Raw genomic sequence first — 25,011 nt, 5'->3', positions numbered from 1 at the left:
AGCCGAACACTTTGCCTTGCCTAAGTTTGTTGAGTTTGCCTAGAATCACCAATAAAAATCAGTGGCCGGAACGCGAGATCTGGCACTCACGTTCCGGCCACTGAAATGTGGCTTTAGCGCTACGCCTTACTTCACCTTGCCAGTGAGGCCCTTGGTGATTGTTTCAGCGTCATAGCGAAGCAAATCGAGGTAGGTTGGAACGTCGCCATCTGCTTCAGAAAGGGAATCAACATAGAGAACTCCACCAAACGGTGTACCGGTTGCTTCCACAACTGGCTTCATCTTATTGTCAACAGTTGATTCACAGAAAATAGCTGGAACCTTGGAGTCCTTCACAAAGTTTTCGACATCGCTCATGCGCTGCGGCGTTAGTGCACCTTCTGCGTTCACACCCCACAGGTACTTTTCGGTCAGTTTCATATCGCGAGCAAGGTAGGAGAAAGCACCTTCACAAGTCACGAGAGCACGATGTTCGGTTGGAATCGACTTGAGTTCGGATTCCATCTTTTCCTTCACGCCAGCGATTTCTTTCTTGTACTTTTCACCATTGGCTTTGTAGAAATCCGCGTTTTCTTTATCGATCGAGGACACAGCCTTAACGATATTATCTACGTAAATCTGACCAGCGTCTGGAGACATCCAAGCGTGTGGATTTGGCTTGCCTTCGTATTCGCCTTCTTCAATGGCGATTGGCTCAACGCCTTCCGAGAGATCGAAGTGTGGTGCCTTGACATCAGCAACGAAGCGTTCAAACCAGCGTTCCAGGCCGAGGCCGTTATTCAAAATAACGTCAGCACCTTCTGCCTTCTTAATATCTGCAGGTGTTGGCTGGTAATCATGGATCTCAGCGTCTGGTTCGGTGATAGACAGAACGGTCATTTTGTCACCGACAACTTGGCTGGCCATATCCGCGATAACAGTGAAGGTGGTCAAAACAACCGGCTTATCGGATGTTGACTCTTCAGATGAGGAAGCCGTTGACTTGTCTTCAGCCGCTGGCTTTTCGGAGGATGAACACCCGGCTAGTGCGAGCGCGCAACTCGCCACGAGTGCTGGAATAATGCGCGTGAACTTCTTAATTGTCATACCCATTATTTTAGTTTCGGTTAGGCGAACCTTACAAGTTCGCTCCCTCAAACTTTCTGTACACCTCATCACGTAGATAACAAATACCGATTAATATGGAGACCACTTGTTACGAGAGGACACGCCGATGAATTCACCGCACCGCTACCCGATACCCACTACGGCCCCGGTCTATTCGTCACGCGATATTCAATCAAGCACTAGTACACAGCGGTCCGTTAGCCAAATACTTGGTGGCGTATTCTTTGTTTTCGCACTTTTATGTGCAGCTTGGCTCATCATCCTCATCGCATTTCGCATCCGTCAAGGTTCATGGTTGATTAACCTCATTGTCTTTTGGGCAGGACTTACTTACTTGGTTCTGCCGCGCCTTCACCAAATATTTACATACCTGTACGTTCCGGATTACTTCATCGGCCGCACCCGTACGAACGACGGCGTTTTGGGAGATCCTATTAACTTGGCTTTTAACGGCGATGTAGATGACCTCAAATCTGCGCTATCTCAAGCTGGTTGGGTTGAAGCCGATCCCCTCACGATTAGGTCTGGAATTCGCATGGTTATCTCTACTCTTCGGCGCCAGCCATATCCCTCTGCTCCAGTCTCAGACCTGAGACTATTTGGCAGAAAGCAGACTTTCGCTTTCCAACAAGAAGTTGGTGGCAACGCCGCCAAACGCCATCACATCCGCTTCTGGCACGTCCCAGAGGGTTGGCAGCTACCTGGCGGGCAGAAGGTGTCGTGGGTTGCTGCAGCAACCTATGACCGAGCAGTTGGAATAAATGTTTTCACCCTGCAAGTAACACACAAAATAGATGCCGACATAGACGCTGAGCGAGACTACGTCATTAACACGCTACGCTTTACAGATCCGGAAAACACTGTCGATGTCGTCGAGAATTTTTCCGCTGCCTACCAATCATGGAACGGTGGCGGCGATCTTGTAGAAACAGACGGCCACCTACCGATAGTCGATGTCTCGGGAGCTGCGCAACGCGCCCGATATACCCCAGCCCCGCAACTACCACATTCACATTCCATTCCGCCGGTCCCGCTCTGGTTCTCTACAGTGCTTGTCACACTATTATTCACAAACGCGGCACTAATGGCCTACGACAACAACTCAATCTCATGGAGCGAGATAGCCATTGCATGCGCTTTAATTCCCGTTCTCTTTTGCACATTCCGACGCAAACGTTGGGCGTGGCTGATTCTTATGGGATACTCGGCGACACTCAGCTTTTCTTTACTCTTTGTTGCCACTACTTCCCCAAGAATAGAAGGTGGCAGACTTGCAATGATTGCACTCGCAGTACTAGTCCTTGTCACTATTTCTGACGAGAAAGTGCATGCGTGGGTCACCAAACCTACTCATTAATACCACCTAAATAAAGGATAAAGATGAAAAAACATCGACTGATAACCTCATCCATCAGTGCATTAGCCTTGTCTCTTTCAGCGTCTCCAGCTAACGCTACCGAAGATGCGACACACAGCCTAAAAATTGCGACGTTCAATGCAAGTTTGAACCGCGATAGCGCAGGAGAACTACTGCAAGACCTCGCCACACCAGGTAATCAGCAAGCCAATAATGCTGCCGAAACTATACAACGCGTTAACCCGGACATCATTTTGATTAATGAATTTGACTATGACGCTGATCATCGCGCAGTGAATCTTTTTAGAGAGAATTACTTAGAAGTTTCGATAAATGGATCTATCCCGGTACAGTATCCATATGCATGGACTGGTCCAGTCAATACCGGCGTGTCAAGCGGTTACGATCTCAACCACAACGGCAAGACTGACGATCCTGACGATGGTTGGGGATATGGAAAGTTTCCTGGACAATACGGTCTAGTTGTGTACTCAAAGTACCCTATCAAGACCGAACAAGTTAGAACATTCCAGCACTTTTTGTGGAAAGACATGCCGCATGCACTTCTTCCAGAAAATGAGGACGGGACATCGTGGTACAGCGATGAGGTTTTATCGAAGTTCCCCTTATCGTCCAAAACGCACGCTGATATCCCAGTTGATGTTGATGGAACAACAATTCACGTTTTGGCCGATCACCCCACTCCACCGATAGACGGGAAAGGCCCCGAGCGCCGTAACTCTCGTCGCAATTTTGATGAAATTCGCATGTGGGCAGACTATGTTTCTGGAAAAGCAGATTACCTGTACGACGATAAGGGCGTGCATGGAGGCCTTGATTTAGATGCCAACTTTGTTATTCTTGGGGACCACAACTCCGATCCATATGATGGAAATTCGTGGCCGGGAGCTATCGCACAGCTTCTCAATAACCCACGAATTGTCGACACCCAACCAACTTCTGATGGCGGCGCGACTGAGTCAGCTCTCCAGGCTGGAGTGAACATATCCCACAGGAGCGATCCAAAATATGACACGGCAGATTTTAACGATAACGGTCATCCAGGAAATTTGCGCGTAGATTATGTTCTGCCAAATGCGGGAACAACCGTCGAAGAAGCGCATGTTTTTTGGCCAAAACGAGATGATGCGTTGTTCCGACTAACCGGCCTTTACCCATTCCCTACCAGTGATCATCGGCTCGTTTGGGCTCAGCTGCGTTTTCCAACAGCACCGCCTGCTACGCAACCACAACAACAGCCAAATCAGCAGCAATCGAACAACAAGCCGCAATCACATTCACACCATGATACATTATCGAGCGATAAGCAAGATAAACAGGCTGTGAGTAAGCGTTCTCCACAACAACTAGCTAAAACCGGTATCCCATTTAATCTATTAGTAGTTACCGGGCTGGCAGCAGCTCTAGTCAGCGCCGGAACACTTATCGTCAGGAAACGTCGGGCTTAGTAACGTACTCCATTCCGCTCCATAAAGCTCTAGCCCAGAATGCCCACACTTTCTGGGCTAGAGCTTTAGTGTACTAAGAGGTTGACACAGCTCCCGATACATGAGAATGTATTACTGTATTAATACAGCAATACAGAGAGGTGGCTATGTCAGTCGACGACTCCCGCCCCATCTGGATCCAGCTTGTTGAGACATTCAGTCGCAATATTGTGACTGGTGAATGGACTGCTGGATCCAAAATCCCTAGCGTGCGCGAACTTGCGCTCGCTACCGGGGTCAACCCGAATACCATCCAACGAGCACTCAGTCAGCTTGACGCATCTGGTCTCACGGTTGCCGAACGCACCCAAGGCCGATTCGTTACCACCGACCGAGCACTTATCAATGACACCCAGCAAGACCTAGCGTCTCAAGCAACAGACGCCCACATCGCCACCGTTAGCGCACTGGGCTTGTCGCTCGACGAAACAGTGACATTGATACGTGAGCGCTGGGCTAGCTCGTCGTCGTAACAGGAGGACACTATGGAGCATAGCAATCCGCTGATCCAGATATCCCACGTGACCAAAAAATTTGGCCGTAACCGCGCAATCAACGATCTATCGTTAGATCTGACTGGAGGCAAAATAACCGGTCTGATTGGAAACAACGGTTCTGGAAAAACAACTCTTTTTAAGATACTAGCAGGCGTCCTTTCTAACTGGGACGGAAGCGTAACAATCAACGGACACAAACCCGGAATACACACAAAGCCTCACGTTGCTTTTCTCCCAGCAACAGGCTTTCTCAACCAGACACTGACAATCCCCCAAGCCATCGATCTCTATCAGCGGTTCTTCGCTGATTTCGATGCAAACAAAGCTCACGACATGATGGAGTTCTTTCAGCTACCGTTCAATCGAACATTAAAAGAGATGTCTAAAGGCATGGGAGAAAAAGTCCAGATAGCGCTGGTTATGGCCCGTAAAGCTCACGTGTATTTACTCGACGAGCCCATCTCTGGCGTTGATCCAGCCACTCGCGCCACTATTCTAGAAGGAATTTTGCGCAACTTTGACGACGACGCTCTCCTCTTCATCTCAACACATCTCGTTGCCGACGTCGAACCGATTCTCGACGACGTCGTGATCCTCAACAACGGAAAGCTTGTCTGTTACGACCTGATCGACGACCTTCGCGAACAATACAACATGTCACTTGATCAGATCTGCCGGAAAGGAATCTTACTATGATGTCCAAACTTTTCTATCAAGAGCATCTAGATCAAAGCCGGAAGATCGCGTCTTTACTAGGAATCGTCCTGCTCAGTGCCCTCGTTTCACTAGGTATCACCGCTACCGGAATACCAGCCATCAGCACAGTTGCTCAACTCGTCATTTTTATTGGCGCCATCGCAGCCCCGATGCTGACTTTACTTATGGTTGCAATACATTACTGGACATCAATGTACACCGATACCGGGTACTTTACGCACCAAATACCAGCCACAGCCGCACAGCTATTTTGGGCAAAAGTTCTCTACGCCGTGTGCGCACTGGTCGTCTCTCTGATCGTGAGCGCAATCAGCATGTTGATCTATGTCATCGCAAGTGGTTGGCGGATCAAGATGTCTCTCAGAGATTCTCTGAACTCAGCATACGATCTTATTTCTGCAACGCCTTCGGCGTTGATAATCATCGGGCTTATTGCAATGTTGGTGAACTGCATCAGCGTCATCATCGGCGTAGCTGGAACAATAAGCTACTGCGCACAAGATAAATACATCCGGCACGGTTTTACTGCGCCAGCAATTGGCTTAGTCGTCTACTACATCCTCTATCAAGTAACAAGCTTGCCTGCCATGCTACTCATTCCAGGGAGTATCAAATTATCAGACGGAACATTTACCTGGCAGATAATGCTCACCGATTTTATCGATGCAGTTAACGCGGGAAGCCAACCATCGATCATTGGGATGGGAATCATCTTCTCCTCTACCGCCCTCGCAGCTCTTGCTGCTTGGCTCGGTATCCGATCGCTACGCAACCACCTTTCGCTACGATAGCTAGCAGTATGGGAGGTAGCGCATTCGCTACCTCCCATACATATAGCTAAATTCCACGATTAGGAATCGAACACGTGCCGGAACTGGACGATCCGTTCTTGCGTAGTTTCAAAAAACTCGTCCGCTGAGCCGTCAAATTCAATTGTCCCATCTGCTAGGAAAATAATTCGATCAGCGATATTGCGAGCGAACGCCAAATCATGAGTCACCATAATTAAGGCAGTATTGCCGCGAGCAACCTCGGCAAGTACCCGGCGGACTTCCGCAGCCAACTCCGGATCGAGTGCCGACGTCGGCTCATCACACAATAAGAACTCCGGTTCCATAGCCAATGCACGTGCAATGGCCACTCGCTGTTTTTGTCCGCCGGAAAGCTGGTAGGGATACGAATCCTCACGGCCAGCAAGGCCTACCTGTGCTAATAGTTTTCGTGCCCGGTCATGGGCCTGAGACTTGTCTAAGCCCAGCGCTTTTATTGGCCCTAGCGCAACATTATCGATGACTCGCAGATGAGAAAACAGTTGAAAGTCTTGGAATACCATTGCGGAATGACGGCGAATCGCACGCTTGTCTTCCGCCGTCACTGCCTTCGAAAAATCAACAGTGCGGTCACTAACCGTCAGTGTTCCAGCATCTGGCGTTTCTAGCACGTTCAAGGTACGTAACAACGTCGATTTACCAGAACCAGAGGGGCCTAAGATCACGGTTGTCTGCTGCGGATCAAAATCGACACTCACTGCGTTGAGCGCAACGACGTCGTCCCCATCTTTTGATACGAAACGTTTTGTTAACGAATCGACTCGCATCATCAGCGTGCCTCCACGTACTTAGATGTGCGCCGCTCAAGCCAATGCTGACCCGCAGTAAGCGCAGAATTAATAACGAGATAAATAAATGCCACTTCCACATACAACAGTAACGGCTCAAAGGTTACTGCAGCCAATTGCTGGCTTCGTAAGAAAACATCGACAAGGGTAATCGAAGAAACCAGAGATGTTCCCTTCACCAAGTCAATGAAATCTGAAGAAAGTGGCGGAATAGCAATTCGGAACGCCTGCGGTGCCACAATCGACCACAAGATTTGACGATGCGACAGATTTAACGACTGCCCAGCTTCCCACTGTCCATGCGGAACAGATTTTAGACCGGACCGCAACGCCTCAGCAGTATATGCACCAGCGTTCAGGCCTAGCGTCATGATGGCGACCGGCCACGCATCGAGGACAATTCCAGCACGTGGTAATCCGTAAAAGACAATAAAAAGTTGAACAAGCAACGGTGTGCCACGGAAAATCCACACATAAATGGCCCCTAATTGGGCTAGCACGACCACGCGTTCAAAACGTACAACTGCTACCATCGCTCCGAGCATGAGAGCAATAATAAATGATATAACAGCCAGCGGGATAGTGACCGTCACTGTAGCTGCAAATAGCGTCGGGAATGATTGAATCCATAAATCGATAGCGTTGCTCATTTTGCCTTCACCTGGGGGCGTGCTGAAATGTCTTCACCGACATATTTCTTGGTAATCTCAGCGATCGAGCCATCTTCAAGACGCTTCTCGATAGCATCATTCAAGGCAGTCACAAATGCGTCCTCACCCTTCTTAACCAGGATCGAGCAGCATCCTGGGGTTTCAACTTCACCATCTAACAGACGGATCGAAGCATCCGGATTACTCTCTTGATAGAGCTTAAATGTCACTAACGAATTGAGCGTTGTGTCAGCACGGCCGGCAGCGACGAGGTCTATTGCCTGGGCAAAACCATCAACAGGAAGAATGTCCAAATTGAACTTATCCCGCGCCAGCATTCCTAGGTTCGAGGTGGTACTTTGCGCCGCTTTGTGATGAGCGAGGTCAGTGATCGATACTAATGGGGAATCCTGCCGAACCGCAAAACGCCCCACATCACGAGTATAAGGTTGGGAGAAATCATATTTTGCCTGACGTTCCGATGATACCGCCAGATTATTAATGACAACCGGATACTTTCCTGCATCAACCCCGGCGATCAATCCATCCCACGGAGCCACCGTAAAATTAACTTCCGCCCCAAGATCGTGGGCAAGAAGTTTCATGATATCAATTTCGATACCAGTGAGATTCCCCTTCTCATCAGTATACGAATACGGACGGTATGTGCCTTCAGTGCCAACCATAATGGTTCGCGTCTCTCGCGTTTCTTCCAACAGTTTTCCAGAAGGAGCTGATGCCGATGTAGAACATGCAACAAGTGCTAAGGCAGCAACGATAAGGGAACTAGCTCGTTTTGTGATAGACATAGATCTCTTTCTTAACACAGGGACAACGTGAACACTTAAAACAGACGAAGAAAATAGAATGCGCTTATTAATTAGCCACAACAAATGACAGAAAACATACAGGTTTGCGCCCACAAGCTGGCGTTTGTTATAAAGAACCTGGAAATCTGCATGTTTTAATTTTCAAATGATTGGCGCGCTTCTGTCAACACTCACGCCTATAATGAGAGCCATGATACGTACTACAGACCTTCATATTGCAATTAACATTAACGGAACACACGTAGGAAGTGGACTGGGCAAAGCTCATACCATGGCAGTTGCTACGATTACTGACAACACTATCGTTTCCTGGGACGAGTACGAAGTTGGCTGGGATGCGCTTCACGGTCAGGGGCCAGAAGGAACCCATCACGCTCGAATCGTGCGCTTTATGCGAGAGCACAATATCGACGTCGTAATCACCGGACATATGGGAGCACCAATGCTCAACACCATCACGAAACTTGGCGTCAAACCAGTCATAGATATTATTGGTGATGCCCGTCAGGCAGCTCTCAACGTCGCTGCTACGCTCTAACAAATTTATCGTCGGGGTTGGCGCGGTTACTGTGCCCATTACGGTTGGCATAGTCCATGCCAACCCCGACAAACAAACCAACAAGTGCTGGCACTACCCACGCCATGTGCAATTGTCCCATAGGGAGAAGATTAAGCCACTCACGCACTGGCACAAACAGCGAAATCCCTGTTGTATAGAGAGCTTCAACTACTGCAAGTACTCCCGCAATCCAGGCTGATGCACGGTAGCTCCACAACAATCGGATCGGCACAACAAGATCTACTAGAGACACCACGATCAGACAAATGACCATGGGATACAACAACTGATTAAGTGGCGCGACTACCGCCAAGATACGTTCCAACCCCAAATTCGCCAATGCGAATGAGACCGAGACACATATGACTAGCCAAGCGTGCGCCGACACATTCGGCACCAGCTCATGGAAGTAATGCACAAAAGCTGCGATGAGACCCAACGTCGTCGTCAAACATGCCAGCACAACAATGGCGCCAAAAAGCATTTGGCCCGAGCGTCCAAAAATTTGATGAGCAACACCGGAAATCACTTCAGCACCGTTGGATCCAGAGCCTACTAGTCCAACGCGAATCAACCCAAGATAGACCACAGATAGCAGTAACCCCGCAGTAACCCCAGCTAGTGCTGTAGATTTTTGCAACTGCCGATCGGCGTGTCCTGCGGCTGCAAACGATGCCACAATAACTCCGCCGAAAACAAGTGCAGCTAATGCATCCATCGTGAAATAGCCCTGGATAAAACCACCGGCAACTGGCGATGATGAAAACTGCGCTGAGGCTTCTGTGTTGATCACCGGCACGGTAAATGATGCAATCACGAGGGCCGCTAGCAAAACGAGCAGGGTCGGGGTCAGCACCATCCCGATGTGGCGAACCATTTTCGCTGGCCGCCGAGCCAACGTATAAGCGACGGCGAAAAAGACAAAGAGATAAATCGCTAACGCCCACTGTGAATCATTCACCAATGGAGCCACCGCAAATTCGAAGCTGACGGCGCCTACTCGTGGAATACCGTAGATCATTCCGCAGGATAAGAAAATCGCAGTTGTTAACACCAGGCCTATCGGCGCTCCGAGCCGATCAGCTAACCGTTTCTCTTCCTTGCGTTTAGATGCTAACGCCACCATGGACATCGCCGGAAGCAGGACCCCAGAACAGATGAAACCGATCGCAGCTATCCACGAAAGATGTCCCGCGTCAACTCCAATCATCACCGGAATGATAAGATTTCCGGCGCCGAAGAACATGGCAAATAATGCCAAACTAGTGACGAGGATTAGCCGATTCGGCGTCATTATGTCTCCACTGTGCGGCGCGCCCGATCACCTGCAAGATCGTAAAGCAAGCCAATAATAATTGCTACTAATGTGGGAACAACCCACGCCATCTGCAGGTGCCCCATCGGGAATAGGTCTAGTACGGTACGAAGCGGTGCAAAAGCACGTATCCCAGTTGAGTTGAGAGCTTCGGGAATTGCCAGCACCACGGCGGTGTATGTTCCTAGCCGGTATGACCACACCAATGTACGAGACTTCGGCAGGGCCATGTCAAGCAAGGCAACCACGATGATGGAAATCGTGATTGGGTACAGAAGTTGGTTCAGTGGTGCAACCAGCGACAAAATTGTTTCCAGACCAAGATTAGACAGCGGAAAAACAACCGCCAAGTGAATTAATAACCATGTATGTTGCGAGATCTTCGGGAACAGTTTGTGGAAGTAGTCCGACGACGATGCCAGCAAGCCCAACGCCGTCGTCAAACATGCAAGGAAGATAATCAGTCCAAAAACAAGCTGCCCAGTACGCCCGAACAGTTCATGGGAAACCGACGTAACAACAACGGCACCGTTGGCACCATTGCCAACCGCTCCCAAGTGAACTAACCCGATGTAGCAAGCTGCCAATAATGATCCTGCGAGGATCGATGCCCCGGCCATTCCTCGGCGAAGTTTAGCTCCCGAAAAACCAGCTGCAGCTAAAGCTCCTACGATCACCGGGCCATACATGAGCGTCGCTAAGGAATCCATCGTGAAATAGCCTTCGATAAGTCCATTTGCGATGGGAGCATGTACATAACGCTCTATCGGTTCGTGGTTTAAGTCTGGCAAGGTATAGGAAGCTACAACGAGCGCAATCAACAATACGATGAGAACCGGAGTTAAGAATCCACCGATGCGCTCAATAATTTTTGCTGGCTGGCGCACCAAGACATAGCAGATTCCGAAGAAAACCACAGTATAGAAAAACAGCTGGAGATGACCGGAACCCACTATCGGCACTGCCGCCATTTCAAAGCTGACTGCGGCTACTCGCGGAGTTGGGTAGAGCATCGCAGTGGCAACGAACAATACTGTGGTAAAGATAAGGCCAAAACGCGGACCTACTCGGTCAGCTAGCCGGGTTTCTCCAGGATTAAGCGAACCGGCAGCTATCATTCCGGCCACAGTTAGCACTGCACCGGTAAGTACAAAACCAAAGACAGCTGGGTAGGCGTAACCACCTGCTTCTACCCCGATCATTGCCGGAAGGATCAGATTTCCAGCTCCGAAGAACATTGCAAATAGTGCAAAACCAGCAAATATGATTGATTTAGTTGAGTGAGAAAACATAATAAAGACCTAACAATTGACGTAATAACGACGACGCCAGATAAAAATATCTAGCTAACGGAGGCGGGGGCTAAACGCCCCTTGGTAAGTCGTCGCCAATCTAGGCCAATTCCGATAAGTAATGCAGCCGCCGCCGGAACCACCCATGCCATCTGCAGATGCCCGGCAGGGAACGAGTCGAGCAGATAGCGTAACGGCGCAAAAAACTTGGCCTCCGTTGTGTATAAAGCTTCTAACAGAGCTAAAACAGCAGTAGTCCACGCTGGAATACGATAAGCGAAATACAGCTGTGCAGGTACCAGCAAATCCACCAGTGACACGATCACCAGAACCATGACAAGTGGATATAGGAACTGATTCGCAGGTGCCACGATAGCAAGAATGCGCGTCAGCCCTAAATTGGTGAGAGAAAAGGAGACCACGGCAGCAATGAGTAGCCACTGCGAGCGAGTAATGGCCGGAACTAGCTCATGGAAATACTCAACTGATGCGTCCAACAAGCCGATAGCGGTAGTAAAACAAGCCAAAATAACGATTAGCCCGAACACCCCTTGTCCAACTGGACCAAACAATTCCCGAGTAACATGCGCAGTAAGTGTAGCTCCGTTCTCGCCTGTTCCTACCTGTCCAACTCGTACTAAACCAACATAAACAATGGTGAGAAATATGCCGGCTAGCAGTCCGGCTACCGCAGTTCCGCGATGTACCTGCTGTTTTGACAAACCTGCAGCTTTCAAGCTACCGATCACTACGCCACCAAACATTAATGCCGCGAGCGCATCCATTGTGAAATAGCCCTGGATAAAGCCTTCTGTTATAGGCGCATGTGCATAGTTCGGATCTGGTTTTATATCTACCACTGGAAGCGTCCATGCCCCGGCGATCACAACGAATAAGAGGATAAGAAGCGCCGGGGTCAGCCAGGCTCCCACCCCTTTCATAACCATGGCAGGCCGTAGCACTAAAAGGGATGCAACGGTAAAGAACAACGCTGAATAGACAAATAAAGCTATTGTGCTGGCCCATGGATTCGCCGTCGGTATGAAGGGACCGATAGCCATTTCGTAGCTGACCGCACCCACCCGCGGAATCGCGTACACCATACCGGTGAAAAGGAAAATCAAGGTAGTAATGACCAGACCGAGCCGAGCGCCGAGTCGATCAGCTAAGCGCTTTTCACGTGAACGCTTGGTTGACATCGCCACCATTGACAACACGGGTAATAGCACTCCGGTTGAGACGAATCCGAGAGCTGCGCTCCATGAGTTAACACCAGCATGTGCACCTATCATCACCGGGACGATGAGGTTTCCAGCGCCGAAAAACATGGCAAATAAAGCTAAGCTCGCGATCAATATAGTGCGCTTGTTCGCTGTCATCGCGCCCCCTCTCGTCTCAAAACTATGTTCCAGATATAGCTCAATAACTTTAAGAATAGGGATCTGACTAAAAGATGCCCAACTTGGCACCCTTCTTCGTGACATATCGTTCACATTGTGAGACATTCACATTGCTCTGAGTCACATCCACTCTCCTGCGGTTCATTCATTGGTAGTCGTAGTCGTCGATATATTAGACAACTTGCATCTAATGCTTTATCATTTCAAGAAGTATTGATTCAAAATAATTTGAGGTATTGATGGATACTAACATAACTGCAACCGAAATTGCCGAAGGAAGCGCGTTATTTGGTGCCCTTGCCGATCCGATTCGGCTCGACATTTTTCATCGTTTAAGTGCTGGTGGAGAATGCGTATGCAACCTCCAAACGACCCCTCCTATCCCAGACAACCTCTTGTCCTATCATCTTCGCATTCTGCGAGATGCCGGACTTGTTGTCAGTGAACGCCGGGGGCGCCGTGTCTTTTACCAGCTAGCTCCTGGCATCCTCGATCGTCTCCACAACTGCCTGCCCGTTTCTGCTCCGACCACTGACCAAAGCGTATGAATTCACCTATCTACGACGTCCTTACTTTCTTCCTTGTCGACACCATCAAAATATTTGCTCTTCTCATAGCAATCATTTTTGCGCTCAGCTTCCTGCGCGCAAGCACCGACATGGACAAAATCCGTGACTTCCTAGCAGCTCGTGGACTTTTCCTCGGCCTTTTCCTCGCCGCTGTCTTAGGCGCCGTTACCCCGTTCTGTTCGTGCTCTTCAATCCCGTTGTTCATCGGTTTCATCTCTGCTCGCGTCCCCATACCAATTGCCTTAACCTTCTTGGTTTCTTCACCCCTTATTAGCGAAACAGCAGCGGTGCTTATTGGTATCGAGTTTGGGTGGGACGTCGCGTTAGCCTACGTACTAACGGCGGTTCTTTTGTCTATGTTTCTTGGCTGGGTCGCGTCATTCTTGCCACTAGAAAAATGGGTGGAAGATTTTGTTTTGACGACGCCGGTGGGACTGTTGCGAATGGCAACGCAAACTCCTTCACTAGCGCAACGGCGCACGGCAGCATGGGGCGAAGTAAAAAGCATAGTTGGCAAAGTTTGGCCCTGGATTATTTTTGGCGTCGCCCTTGGCTCTGTCATCCATGGCTGGGTGCCAGCTCATTACTTCGCTGATTATGTTACGGCAGATAATCTCTTTGCAGTTCCTCTAGCAACTATCTTGGGTACCCCGCTGTATGCCAACGGTGGTGCAGTCGTCCCAATCGATCAAGCACTGTGGGCAAAGGGCATCCCACTGGGAACCGTCATGTCTTTTATGATGGGAGCAATAGCATTATCGGTTCCCGAAGCAATAATGCTTCGACGAGTGATGAAACCACGCCTTCTTGTTCTCTACTTTGTCACCGTCATGATTGGAATCATGGCGATCGGTTACTTGTTCAATATTGTTTATGTCTAGCCAGGAAGAAGAATCCATGTCCCACCCCGCCATTCTATTCGCATGCAAACAAAATGCTGGACGTTCGCAAATGGCTGCCGCAATAGCGAGTCAAGACCCACGCGTAACTGTGCTCTCAGCAGGAACTACCCCAGCTGATGAAGTCCACCCGCAAACGGTCACGGCGCTTGCAGAAATCGGTCTGAGTGTTCATCAAAAACCGGCACTGCTATCTAATGATGTCCTAGAACAGGCCGATTGGGTGATTACCATGGGGTGCGGTGAAACTTGTCCAATCTATCCCGGAAAACATTACGAAGACTGGGACGTATCAGACCCTGCTAATCAATCATTGGACCACGTCCGAATCATTCGAGATGATATTGCCGACCGGGTAACAGATTTGATCAATCGGATCATGTTAGCTCAGTGACTCCAATCTTCCTAACCTACATTAAAGGCACACTATAATGTGTAGATAGGAAGTAACCGCTCCGAGGAAAGCTGAAAACATGTGGAACGTACTAAGCGTAGAAGATTTTATGACCGGCGCAGTAAGCCTGCTAATCACCACCGTTTTATGTTTCCTTCTTGGCGTTGAACGCTACTATCACAATAAAGATGCCGGCGTGAAAACACATGTGCTCGTTGGCATGGGTGCCTGTCTATTTACCCTCGTATCAATTCACGGATTTTCTTCAACAACTGTTCCACTTGATCCTTCTCGTCTAGCTGCTCAAATCGTTTCCGGAGTTGGTTTCCTTGGCGCAGGCGTTATTTTTGTCAATAACGATACGGTTAAAGGTCTCACCACAGCCGCAACAATCTGGATCTCGGCGGCAATTGGCGTCGCCTGTGGTGCCGGCATGTCACTTCTTGCCGTCGCCACGCTTATTATCCACTACTTGCTTATCTTCGCTATTGGCCCACTAGCCAACAAAATTCCCAGCACCCACCACTTAGACCGCACCGTCGTCGAATATGAAGCTGGACTAGGAGTCATGCGTCGTATCCTCGTAGTAGCTACTAGCTTAGGATACAAAGTCATGGTGAATTCAACATCAGTGATCGAAACTGAAAATGGCACTGGCATGCGAGCCGTCATGAAATTCGACGGCCCCTACCCCCGTCATACTCTTCACGAACGGTTAGCCAGCCTCGAGGGCGTTAACGCAGTTGACGAAGTGACCCGGGCTGAATTAGATTAACAATGCACTGCGCGCTCGTACTATTCGTGGCGTGTTCAGAAGCGTACACATTCGTATGATGGAGACAACGATGTCAACACAACTCAACACAGCATGGTCCACAGATGACGGGACAGCCAAAGTTCGCCAACTCTTTCATGCTACGTTCGATACTGAGCCAACTGTTTTCGCTAGCGCTCCTGGTCGGGTCAATCTCATCGGCGAGCACACTGATTACAACAATGGTCTATGCCTGCCTATTGCGTTGCCACACCGCACTTTCATTGCGTTAACCCCGCGCAATGATTCGCAGGTACGCCTCATTTCAGATCAAGGGGCACTCTGGGAGGGAAACCTAGCTGATATCAAGCCAGGAATGCCCAACTCATGGGTGAACTATGCGGCTGGTCCGGCATGGGCACTAGGAATAGATCATGGATTCGATGCCGCTTTTGCATCATGTGTTCCGCTGGGTGCTGGCTTATCGTCCTCCGCAGCAATCGAATGCGCGAGCGCATTTGCGCTTTCCGAAACTGATAAGGACCGCATTGTTCAGGCCTGCATTCAGGCAGAAAATGAAGTTGCTCAAGCACCAACGGGCGGTATGGATCAGACTGTTTCCGTTTTCGGCGCAGACGGCAAAGCTGTTCTCATAGATTTTGATGCCAATACTAAGACGCTAATCGATGCAACGTTCAATGACGATGACCTCCACATCCTAGTCATTGATACCCGAGCAAAGCACTCTTTAGCTGACGGACAATATGGCAACCGACGCCTAGAATGTGATCAAGCTGCAGACCTTCTCGGGTTGAACTCCCTGCGGGAAGCCCGACTCGATCAGCTTGAATCATTACCGCCACTACTACAACAACGGGTACGCCATGTTGTCAGCGAGAACGAGCGAGTCACGCAAGCCGTTGCTGCTCTTGCTGAGCGCGACTACGTGAAGCTTGGCCAGCTTTTCTATGAATCGCACCGGTCGCTACGCGACGATTTCAATGTGTCGTGCCCCGAGCTCGACTGCGTCGTTGATACTGCTCTGGAATACGGAGCGCTCGGCGCTCGCATGACCGGTGGCGGTTTCGGCGGGTCAGCCATCGCGCTCATCGACTCAGCCAATATGACACAAGCGATCGAAGGCATCCGCGAAACCAGCATTGCTCGAGGATTCCCCGAACCAGCGTTCCTTATCGCGAATGCCAGCTCAGGAGCTAGCCGTCTCTAGCACAACAACCTAAAATGAGCACAACCGTATAGAAAAACTGCCGCACCGATTAGCTGGTGCGGCAGTTTTATTAGATTCAGCGGTAACCTTGCGGATTAGCCGTCTGCCAACGCATCGAGGATTCTGCCATATCTTCAATGGTATGAGTAGCTTCCCAATGCAATTCTCTGCGGGCCTTTGATGGATCTGCATAATTTGCAGCGACGTCACCAGCACGTCGTGGCACTACCTCATATGGGATTTCCTTACCTGCAGCACGCTCGTATGCCTTAATAACATCGAGCACCGAATACCCATGTCCCGTGCCCAAATTATAGACGTAAACGCCTGGCTCAGAAATATTGTCAGTAGCGGCCACGTGACCGCGTGCAAGATCCACAACGTGGATGTAGTCGCGAACACCCGTGCCGTCTGGGGTATCGTAATCGTCACCAAATACTCGTACCCGGTCCAATTCTCCAACTGCTACCTTCGCTACGTATGGCGTTAAGTTCGCTGGAATACCCTTGGGGTCTTCACCTATCAAACCACTTTCATGAGCGCCCACCGGGTTGAAGTAGCGCAAAATAACAACTGTCCATGACGGATCAGACTTGTATAGATCGCGCAAAATCTGCTCTTCGAAAACCTTAGTGTATCCGTATGGGTTAGTGGCAAGACCTGCCGGAGATTCTTCCGTCAATGGCAAATCAGTTGTCTCGCCATAGACGGTTGCGGAACTCGAAAAGACGAACTTCTTCACTCCGTGTTCGCGCATGGTCTGTAGCAAGCACAACGCACCGCCGATGTTGTTGTCATAGTATTCGAGCGGTTTTTCAACCGATTCGCCGACAGCCTTGAACCCAGCAAAATGAATGACCCAATCAATCTCGTTTTCGGTAAACACTTCGTTGAGCGCATTCGCATCGCGAACGTCAGCATCATAGAACCGCAGGCTCTTACCCGTTATCGCTTGAACTCGCTTAATCGCTTCTGGCGAAGAATTTGAAAAATTATCCACGCACACCACATCGTACCCTTTATTCAAGAGTTCAACCGTAGTGTGAGTGCCGATAAAACCAGCCCCACCGGCGACCAAAACCGTTGTCATATTAGCTCCTTAAAATTGTTATTCTGCCCGTTTAAAGCTTAACCATACCGAGATTTTCTAGGAACGATACCAGTCTCTGCTCTTCTTTGAACACAGCCGTGTTGGTCAAGATGCGTTCGCAGATACTACCCAGCTCTTCGCGAATCGCAGCATCGATAGCTGAGCGTTCTTGGCTACCTTGCAACGTAGCACGAACTTCCGAATCAACAAGCGAGAACTCTGCTATCTCCGCTGGAAGCTCATGCCCCTTTTCAATCGCGTCTGCCAGGATGCCAAGCTGTCGCTGTAATCGAGCAGGCAGGATAAAGAGGCCTTGAGCTTCGATAAGCCCAATAGATTCCTGTTTAATAGCGAAGAATTCTGGATGCGCATGGAACACGCCTGCCGGGAATTCTTCACTGGTGATGTTCGACCGGAAAATAATGCTCATCTCATAGCCACGGTCGGTCACACTACACGTTGGAGACACGCCAGAATGGATACCGTCTTGATCGCGCGGAATGATACCGATTTCTGGTTCCGAAAAGCTCTCCCAAGCATCAGATATCCGCGCGCTAACACGCGCCACTGCATCTCTGTCACGGCCCACAACGCGCACAACAGTTGAGAACCAATCGACGATTTCAACGACGACGTCGGGCTCATCCGCTAGCGTGAACGTAGCAGTTGCTGATGCCTTTTGCATCGGTAGTACTTCCCCACCACCCTGGTAGTGGTCGTGTCCCAGGACAGAGCCCCCGATGCGCGGCAACGTGGCGTTACAACCAATAAAGTACTGCGGGAATTGATCCACAAAATCCATCAGACGATAGAAAGTTCGGTGATCGATATGCATCGGGGTGTGCTCAGTATTCACTGCAATTCCGTGCTGATCAAAATACCCATAGGGAGAGAACTGCCAGAACCATTCTTGCCCGTCTAAGTGCAGTGGAACGGTACGCAAAGTCGCTTTTTGTCGTCCCGCAAACCCTTCATTCTCATGGCAGATGACACATTGCGGATAGCCACCGGCTACTGAGTTACCAGTTGCTGCTTTCTTCGGATCTCGAAATTCAGGTTTCGCTAAATTGATGGTGATAGTAAGTTTCCCGATGTCAAAACGCGGATTCTTATCTAAAACTGCGCGTTTGACGTAATGGTTTGCCACACAATAGTCATAGAACCAGCGCATCGCTGCCATTCCGCCGTGTTCCGCTGCCATGGCTTGGTAGCGGTCATCTATTTCAGCGGGACGCAGGGACAGGATTCCCATAACACGGTCTGCTAAGGCAACTTCCTCTTGCTCGGAGATTAAACCTGCTTCTACACATGCGTGTGTAAAATCTGCGATTACTTTATCAGGCTTATCATCGGTACATATTTCCCCGGTAGGACGGTAACCATCAAGGCTAAAGATCGCAAAAATAAGGTTACGAACATAATCCTCATTTCGAGGATCTAACGCTAGGTGTTTGCGTGAATAATCGATGAGTTGATCTACGGCTTTGTAGATTGATTCATTCATGTTGGCTCACTTTCGGATTCATTACAATCATAATGTACCCCTGATGTGTGCGCTCGTTCACCTATAAACCGCTTTTCCGTTATCTTTTTCGACGACGCACCTAATACTTCCTCACCAAATAACGAAAACGGACATTACCTGGAATCTATCTCTCCAAGTAATGTCCGTATAATGCTCGTGAGAACTACCGAATCCTCAGGAATTCTCCCAGCATTTTCGCTTAGCTATTGGCGTTATTATCGTCAAGCTGCTGACGGGATGCTTTTTCAGCAAGTTTCGCTAGTGGTTCTGGATCGACGTCACCCAAAATGAGATGTCCAGAAGCATGGTCTCCTAATGCTTTTAACGCAAGCCGCCCAACGAGTTGCTGGTTCGTCGTCGAACGCGCGGAACGAGCATTGGACAAATAGCTAATCGCCCACCGCATCAACGTCGAAAAACGTGTCTTGAATCCGGAAAGCGTCAAAATATGGAGGACGCACCAGGCTAGCCAGGCAATAAAACCATCGAATTCTAGTTTGCCAATTTTGACGACTGCTTTGGATTTGGCGATTGTGGCCATGGAACCTTTGTCGTTGTATTCGAATTTCTCTGCAGTAGGCTTTCCAGCAAGCCGGTCGATAATCGCTTGAGCAGCAAAGCGCCCTGGCTGGATTGCACCTTGGGCTACACCTGGAACGCCATCGAGTGACATCATGTCACCGACAACAAAAATCTCAGGATGGCCCGGAATCGTCAAGTCTGGATTGACCCGCACGCGCCCGGCACGATCAAGCTCAACTCCGGTGCGTTCTTGTAGCTTCTTACCCAACGGTGATCCTTGGACGCCAGCTGACCACACCTTGCAGATCGAATTGATTGTTTGTTCGTTACCTTCTCGATCACGCAACGTCACGGTACGATCCGTCATTCCGACAACCATCTGTCCCATCAGAACTTCAATGCCAAGCTTTTCGAGTGCTTTGCGTGTGCGCTTGCCAAGACTTTCGCCGAATGGCGGCAATGGATGATCCGCTCCGTCAACGAGGATCACGCGAGCATCACGCGGATCAAAGTTGCGGAATTCTTTTTTAAGGGTCTTGGAAGCAAGTTCGCGAATCTGTCCGGCAACTTCAACGCCGGTTGGTCCTGCGCCGACGACGACGAACGTCAGAATATCCTGGCGCTTTTGCGGATCATCTTCTAACTCTGCTATTTCGAAAGCGCCTAGAATACGGGCGCGAATTTCTAGCGCATCGTCAATCGTTTTCAAGCCTGGAGCATAGCGAGAAAACTGGTCATTGCCAAAATAAGACTGATCGGCTCCAGCAGCTACGATGAGCGAATCGTAGCCGGTGCGCACTTCACGGTTGTGGTAACGCCATACAACTTCTTGAGCATCAACGTCTATGTCTTCAACGAGACCCAAAAGCACCTGCGTATTACGCTGTTTGGAGAGGATTTCACGAGTAGTTGGAGCGATTTCACCTGGTGACAAAATACCGGTTGCTACTTGATACAGCAAGGGTTGGAACAAGTGGTGAGTCGTCCGAGAAATCATCGTGACGTCCACATTAGCCTTACGTAAGGCTTTGGTTGCAAATAAGCCGCCGAATCCTGATCCGATAACAACTACTCGATGTTGAGACACTCTTTCTCCCCTACTTAGGTATTCCAATCAATGCACTACTCTACTCGATTTACGCACAGTAATCGTTGCGTAAATTGTTATGGTTATAACTATTAAAATAAGCTAAGCCGCGCCGAAAGACTGTTCGGTGCGGCTTAGCTATTAAATTGGGCTTACTGTCAGTTCATTGACCGGCGATGTTTCGAACCGATAAGAACGCCACCAGCAAGCAACATCAGTGCTGCCAGTCCGGCTATCTGCGCACCTGCAAAACCAGTCTTTGCCAGCTTAGAAGTCTTCGACTCATCTGATCCGGGCTTCTTTCCATCCTTTTGATCCTGCGGAGTCTTTCCTGCCGTATCCGATTGCGCATTCTTACCGCAATCAACTTTGACTGTTAAACCAGCTTCCTTGGTCACAACAGTTCCGAAGTCGGTAGCGACTGTAACTGGCATGTCTACAACGCCGGTAGCTGCCTGGCAGATACCTGCAGTAGGCAATGTAGCAGAAGCTTGTCCGGCACCGTCAGTGGTGATTACCGATGTTTCTTTTTCAGCATTTGGCTCAAGAAGCGCATTATCAACGGCGACTGTTTGTGATGCCGTCCCGACAGTAACGGTTGCCTGCTTGGTCATTCCATTACCTTCAGTGAACGAAAGTCCCCGCAACGGAATGGTGATATCAGCACCTTCAGAGATAACTTCTGTTGGCAATGTGATACCAACTCCACGCTTAAGTGTGGCGGAGGTGAGCTTCGGTCCGGTGATCTTCTTCAAATACTTGTTGAAACCGTCGCGATCGAGTTCGCCGAATGTCTTTACAGTCAAGCCTTTCTCAAAATAGCCGTCGCCACCTTGCAAAACAAATGTCATGGAGCCAACGTTATACGTCTTGTCCATGTCCATTGGCTGTCCGTTAAGCAAAATCGACGTAATCCGCTCGCCGGCAGGCTTTGTTGCATCGTAGGTGTACGTGAGGTTTGACGACGTTCCCAACCGCAACATCGGACGGGAGTTTTGTGAATTCAAGTTAGTTTTCCACTGATTTTCAAGTGCCTGCTTGAATTGCTTACCCGTCATAGGCGCATAACCTAGTTCGTTTGAGAATGGCAGTGCCTTATATGTGTCAGCGTATGTGAGCACACCGTTGGTTGGGACAAGATCGGCCCGCAATCCGCCGGCATTAACGACGCCGAAATCAACGGGAGTTGTACCATCGATCGTAACCTGGTCAAGAATCGAATCTGCTACCAGATTCCCTAGAGTAGATTCAACACCGCGGTTCGACCCTGGCTCAGGCTGTTCTTTTCCGGGCTCTAAGAAAACGCCACGATTCCACTGTGTTTTTACGCCCGAAACAATCTCAACTTTGCCAGCTTCTTTAGCTGCATTTTGGGCAGCTTTAACAACTTTTGCTGCTGATGCATTTTCGAGGCAGTCGGGGTTACTCTTTTCTACGACTTCCTGCGCTGGAATTAAGATCGAATCTGCCTTAACTACTTTGTTGGCTTTTTTATCAAATTCCACACGGACCAATCCGAGGTTATCGGTATATGATCCGGAAGAGATTCCAGCAAGTAGCGGATTAACCGAATCGAGCTTAACTGCAGAATCAACCTTGTCGAATTCGTATGGAACGTGGGTATCTCCGCCCATCAATACGTCAATTTCGGCAGGCATCTTCGGATAGTTATTCTTAACGTCGTCGTCAAGCATTGCAACGACGATCTGAGCCTCTCCGCTGGCTTTAAGTTCCTTAGCGAGACGTCCCATCTCAGCGATCGGATCTTCGAAGGTCAATCCTTTAGTGGTGTCCGGACTGAGTTTAAAAGGCACATCTTGCGCAATAGCGCCAATGAATGCAACCTTAATTCCATCAAGATCGGCCAAAGCATAATCTTTCAAATACGGGATATCTTTATCGCCGACCTTGTATGTCCCCATTCCCTTAACGTTTGCACCAAGATACGGGAAGCCAACTTTAACAAATTCTTTCGTGTTACTTCCGTCTACGCGCTGTTTGAAAACCGGCTGACCAAGATCTAATTCGTGGTTGCCAATAGTCGATCCGATGACTGGCAATTGGTTTAAAGCTGCAATCGTTGGGTTATCTTTTTGGGAGCCAGAAGTATACGGTGACGCACCAATGTTGTCTCCCAAAAGTGTCAGAGTAGACTTCGGATTGGTCTTGTACGCATCTTGCAAATAGCATTGCACTGCTGGAATACCAGATTCGCTGACTTTTTCTTGCTTAGTCTTTTTATCAGTTTTGGCGACCTTTTCAATATGTCCGTGAATATCGGTTAGGTTATAAAGGTCTAGAGTGACAATGTCACTGCTATCTGCACTAGCAGTATTCGTTGTCTCGTCTGCCCAAGCTGACGTTGGCGCAAGGACTAGCGCTATCGCTAGACTTGCACCGCACAACGGGCGGGATAAATGTTTACGCATATCATATCTCCATCGATTAGATCTCAAAGCAAACAGTTCCAGACTAACAATTTGACAGCGTTGTGAACAATAGAGATCTGTTAAAAATGTTTAATTGATTTGTAAACTGATAGTCTGATGTTGACTTTTATTCCATATAATTCCTATTCTGGCTAAGGAGAGTGATAAAAATGGTCAAGCAAGCACGCAGTATGCAAACCCGCAAGTCGATTCTCGATGCTACGCATCGAGTCATTATTCGAGATGGTGCCTCAAAGATCACCGTGTCGGCTATCACCGCCGAGGCTGATATCACTCGGTCGCTTTTTTACCATTATTTCGCAACTAAGGAAGAAGTGGTAGAAGCGCTTCTTGACTACGTGATTGATGAATTCCTCGAAGAACTCGAGGAATGGAACAACGCTCGCGAGCCAGGAAATATTGAGAAAGCCTTAGACGAAGCCACCGTGCTGATGCGTAAAATTCTCCATGAGGACGGTCCTTTTGCCACGAGCCTAGCGCATGACGCAAATGCTCAGTTGTATCTTGTCTTCATTGACCGAGCGGCCCGCAGAATTGCACTCTATATTAGCGAAACAACAGTCCAAGACTACGAGAAGCGGCACTCTATCAGTATTTCCCATATCAATGAGACTCTCTACATTCTACTCACTGGCTTGGCTGCACTCATCCGGTCAAACCCCGAAATTTCCAACGAAAAGATCGCCCGAATCATCGCTGAGACTCTACACTTACACACTCATCTCATCTAAAAACGATGCCTCATTCTATGCGCCGCGCTAGTCGGTAACTACCGTTGATCTCCACCGCTAACTCTTGATCTGGATCGCTGCCCTGTATGTGTGACACTTCCCCATAATTCCACACATCACGCTCTTTGTCCGATTGTGTTCCCAGCCAGTCAATTTCAGCAAGCTGCTTTTTAGATAGTGGACGGGCACTCTCGACGTCGAACACAACGACATCGTCTATTCCACCGATCAGTTCTCCCAGTTGGCGGTCGCCGAGTTTTTCATTCGTGACCGTATAACGTTGCCCGTAAGCATAGAATACGTAAGCATTTTCCGGATCGAGGCGGAGGGATGCCTCATGGCTATCACTGGACGCGTCTTGCGCAAGAGGTTGCGGAGTATAGAGTTCACTCCCTGGATCAAGCTGACGTTCGTCAACTGCGCGGTAACGTTGATTTCCAATATCGACGAGTAGTGCCGTGGATTCGCCGTGTTCACGGTAGACGTTGAAAAATTGTATTGTATGGTTACCTGGTTGCTTTTGCTCGCCATCTACCACAACATCTGGGTCGTACATAATGGTTGCATCTTGGTAGGCCACTACCTTGCCAGTTTTATCGACAACAACGAGTTGACGGATGTATCCGATCCAGTCCCCGACTTGCTCGTCTTCTGCTCGCTCGGCAGTGATGGCATAGGCTATATCACCACACGAAAAATGTTGAATATCGGGATATGCCAGCTGACAGTGGATTTTGTCCCGTGCATAGTAGCGAGTGAGCGCCTCAAACGTTGAGCATCCTGAACATAACAACACTGTAGCTAACAGTAATGCAGGAATCCTTAGCCATTGTTGTATCCTCGACTTTTTATTCATAACTCGATTATGATGCATTCACACTCGAGTTGAAATAGCCCGGCTTCTACTTTTTT

General features: G+C 49.2%; 24 protein-coding genes. 12 read left to right on the top strand and 12 right to left on the bottom strand.

Annotation, left to right across the window (positions count from 1 at the left end; all coding sequences use genetic code 11):
• Window positions 1-126 precede the first annotated feature (126 nt).
• A complete protein-coding gene (locus tag KSO86_RS01435; protein WP_216378238.1) occupies window positions 127-1,092 on the bottom strand; it encodes a metal ABC transporter substrate-binding protein in 966 nt (321 codons plus the stop codon).
• A gap of 121 nt (window positions 1,093-1,213) precedes the next feature.
• Between KSO86_RS01435 and KSO86_RS01430 the strand changes: the two genes are divergently transcribed.
• From KSO86_RS01430 to KSO86_RS01410, 5 genes are all read left to right on the top strand, one after another.
• Entirely contained in the window at window positions 1,214-2,464 is a 1,251-nt protein-coding gene (locus KSO86_RS01430) for an LssY C-terminal domain-containing protein (RefSeq protein ID WP_216378239.1), read from the top strand.
• Window positions 2,465-2,487: 23 nt separating this feature from the next.
• Window positions 2,488-3,933, top strand: coding sequence for an endonuclease/exonuclease/phosphatase family protein (locus KSO86_RS01425; protein ID WP_216378240.1), 1,446 nt, complete (start codon window positions 2,488-2,490; stop codon window positions 3,931-3,933).
• Between the two features lie 146 nt (window positions 3,934-4,079).
• Window positions 4,080-4,445: a GntR family transcriptional regulator gene (locus KSO86_RS01420; protein ID WP_216378241.1), complete on the top strand. Its 366-nt coding sequence runs from the start codon at window positions 4,080-4,082 to the stop codon at window positions 4,443-4,445.
• 12 nt (window positions 4,446-4,457) lie between these two features.
• The gene (locus KSO86_RS01415) at window positions 4,458-5,165 is read left to right on the top strand and encodes an ABC transporter ATP-binding protein (protein WP_216378242.1); all 708 of its coding nucleotides are present in this window, start codon (window positions 4,458-4,460) and stop codon (window positions 5,163-5,165) included.
• Window positions 5,162-5,977 carry a hypothetical protein gene (locus KSO86_RS01410; RefSeq protein ID WP_216378243.1) on the top strand — a complete coding sequence of 272 codons (816 nt, stop codon included), beginning with the start codon at window positions 5,162-5,164 and terminating at the stop codon, window positions 5,975-5,977. The genes KSO86_RS01415 and KSO86_RS01410 overlap by 4 nt, the downstream gene beginning before the upstream one ends.
• Window positions 5,978-6,036: 59 nt before the next feature.
• Here the strand turns inward: KSO86_RS01410 and KSO86_RS01405 are convergent, their stop codons facing one another.
• The 3 genes from KSO86_RS01405 to KSO86_RS01395 are packed head-to-tail and all read right to left on the bottom strand — an operon-like array spanning window position 6,037 to window position 8,263.
• Window positions 6,037-6,786 carry an amino acid ABC transporter ATP-binding protein gene (locus tag KSO86_RS01405; protein WP_216378244.1) on the bottom strand — a complete coding sequence of 250 codons (750 nt, stop codon included), beginning with the start codon at window positions 6,784-6,786 and terminating at the stop codon, window positions 6,037-6,039.
• The gene (locus KSO86_RS01400) at window positions 6,786-7,454 is read right to left on the bottom strand and encodes an amino acid ABC transporter permease (protein WP_091280699.1); all 669 of its coding nucleotides are present in this window, start codon (window positions 7,452-7,454) and stop codon (window positions 6,786-6,788) included. Before KSO86_RS01400 ends, KSO86_RS01405 begins: the two co-directional genes overlap by 1 nt.
• Entirely contained in the window at window positions 7,451-8,263 is an 813-nt protein-coding gene (locus KSO86_RS01395) for a transporter substrate-binding domain-containing protein (RefSeq protein WP_216378245.1), read from the bottom strand. Before KSO86_RS01395 ends, KSO86_RS01400 begins: the two co-directional genes overlap by 4 nt.
• Before the next feature lie 211 nt (window positions 8,264-8,474).
• Here KSO86_RS01395 and KSO86_RS01390 point away from each other — a divergent pair, with 211 nt between their 5' ends.
• Window positions 8,475-8,822 carry a NifB/NifX family molybdenum-iron cluster-binding protein gene (locus KSO86_RS01390; protein WP_253280479.1) on the top strand — a complete coding sequence of 116 codons (348 nt, stop codon included), beginning with the start codon at window positions 8,475-8,477 and terminating at the stop codon, window positions 8,820-8,822.
• Here the strand turns inward: KSO86_RS01390 and brnQ (KSO86_RS01385) are convergent.
• From brnQ (KSO86_RS01385) to brnQ (KSO86_RS01375), 3 genes are read right to left on the bottom strand one after another with little or no spacing between them, the layout of a single operon-like run.
• Window positions 8,812-10,137 (bottom strand): branched-chain amino acid transport system II carrier protein, encoded by a 1,326-nt coding sequence (gene brnQ, locus KSO86_RS01385; protein WP_216378247.1) that lies wholly within the window; start codon window positions 10,135-10,137, stop codon window positions 8,812-8,814. The two genes, KSO86_RS01390 and brnQ (KSO86_RS01385), sit on opposite strands and share 11 nt — an antisense overlap.
• Window positions 10,137-11,450 (bottom strand): branched-chain amino acid transport system II carrier protein, encoded by a 1,314-nt coding sequence (gene brnQ / locus KSO86_RS01380; protein WP_216378248.1) that lies wholly within the window; start codon window positions 11,448-11,450, stop codon window positions 10,137-10,139. Before brnQ (KSO86_RS01380) ends, brnQ (KSO86_RS01385) begins: the two co-directional genes overlap by 1 nt.
• 50 nt (window positions 11,451-11,500) lie before the next feature.
• A complete protein-coding gene (brnQ, locus tag KSO86_RS01375) occupies window positions 11,501-12,829 on the bottom strand; it encodes a branched-chain amino acid transport system II carrier protein (RefSeq protein ID WP_216378249.1) in 1,329 nt (442 codons plus the stop codon).
• Window positions 12,830-13,089: 260 nt separating this feature from the next.
• Between brnQ (KSO86_RS01375) and KSO86_RS01370 the strand changes: the two genes are divergently transcribed.
• From KSO86_RS01370 to galK, 5 genes are all read left to right on the top strand, one after another.
• Window positions 13,090-13,398 carry an ArsR/SmtB family transcription factor gene (locus KSO86_RS01370; protein WP_216378250.1) on the top strand — a complete coding sequence of 103 codons (309 nt, stop codon included), beginning with the start codon at window positions 13,090-13,092 and terminating at the stop codon, window positions 13,396-13,398.
• Window positions 13,395-14,300, top strand: coding sequence for a permease (locus KSO86_RS01365; RefSeq protein ID WP_216378251.1), 906 nt, complete (start codon window positions 13,395-13,397; stop codon window positions 14,298-14,300). The genes KSO86_RS01370 and KSO86_RS01365 overlap by 4 nt, the downstream gene beginning before the upstream one ends.
• Window positions 14,293-14,712 (top strand): arsenate-mycothiol transferase ArsC, encoded by a 420-nt coding sequence (locus KSO86_RS01360; protein ID WP_253281424.1) that lies wholly within the window; start codon window positions 14,293-14,295, stop codon window positions 14,710-14,712. The genes KSO86_RS01365 and KSO86_RS01360 overlap by 8 nt, the downstream gene beginning before the upstream one ends.
• 79 nt (window positions 14,713-14,791) lie before the next feature.
• A complete protein-coding gene (locus tag KSO86_RS01355; RefSeq protein WP_091280682.1) occupies window positions 14,792-15,487 on the top strand; it encodes an MgtC/SapB family protein in 696 nt (231 codons plus the stop codon).
• Between the two features lie 70 nt (window positions 15,488-15,557).
• The gene (galK, locus tag KSO86_RS01350) at window positions 15,558-16,694 is read left to right on the top strand and encodes a galactokinase (protein ID WP_216378253.1); all 1,137 of its coding nucleotides are present in this window, start codon (window positions 15,558-15,560) and stop codon (window positions 16,692-16,694) included.
• Between the two features lie 76 nt (window positions 16,695-16,770).
• On the opposite strand, the gene galE is transcribed toward galK, so the two are convergent.
• The 4 genes from galE to KSO86_RS01330 form a co-directional block, all read right to left on the bottom strand.
• Window positions 16,771-17,784 carry a UDP-glucose 4-epimerase GalE gene (gene galE, locus KSO86_RS01345; protein ID WP_216378254.1) on the bottom strand — a complete coding sequence of 338 codons (1,014 nt, stop codon included), beginning with the start codon at window positions 17,782-17,784 and terminating at the stop codon, window positions 16,771-16,773.
• Between the two features lie 31 nt (window positions 17,785-17,815).
• The gene (locus KSO86_RS01340) at window positions 17,816-19,288 is read right to left on the bottom strand and encodes a galactose-1-phosphate uridylyltransferase (protein ID WP_216378255.1); all 1,473 of its coding nucleotides are present in this window, start codon (window positions 19,286-19,288) and stop codon (window positions 17,816-17,818) included.
• Window positions 19,289-19,508: 220 nt separating this feature from the next.
• Entirely contained in the window at window positions 19,509-20,918 is a 1,410-nt protein-coding gene (locus tag KSO86_RS01335; RefSeq protein WP_216378256.1) for an NAD(P)/FAD-dependent oxidoreductase, read from the bottom strand.
• Between the two features lie 158 nt (window positions 20,919-21,076).
• Window positions 21,077-23,347, bottom strand: coding sequence for a bifunctional metallophosphatase/5'-nucleotidase (locus KSO86_RS01330; RefSeq protein ID WP_216431742.1), 2,271 nt, complete (start codon window positions 23,345-23,347; stop codon window positions 21,077-21,079).
• A gap of 170 nt (window positions 23,348-23,517) precedes the next feature.
• Here KSO86_RS01330 and KSO86_RS01325 point away from each other — a divergent pair, with 170 nt between their 5' ends.
• Complete coding sequence (locus tag KSO86_RS01325; protein WP_253281423.1) at window positions 23,518-24,099, top strand: TetR/AcrR family transcriptional regulator; 582 nt, start codon at window positions 23,518-23,520, stop codon at window positions 24,097-24,099.
• A 10-nt stretch (window positions 24,100-24,109) separates the two neighbouring features.
• Here KSO86_RS01325 and KSO86_RS01320 read toward each other — a convergent pair whose 3' ends face one another.
• The gene (locus tag KSO86_RS01320; RefSeq protein ID WP_216378257.1) at window positions 24,110-24,955 is read right to left on the bottom strand and encodes a NisI/SpaI family lantibiotic immunity lipoprotein; all 846 of its coding nucleotides are present in this window, start codon (window positions 24,953-24,955) and stop codon (window positions 24,110-24,112) included.
• Window positions 24,956-25,011: the final 56 nt, after the last annotated feature.

Source organism: Arcanobacterium phocae (assembly GCF_018913465.1).
Taxonomy (GTDB): Bacteria; Actinomycetota; Actinomycetes; order Actinomycetales; family Actinomycetaceae; genus Arcanobacterium; species Arcanobacterium phocae_A.
Note: the sequence above shows the minus strand (reverse complement) of the source record. Positions and strands in the feature narration are given on the sequence as shown.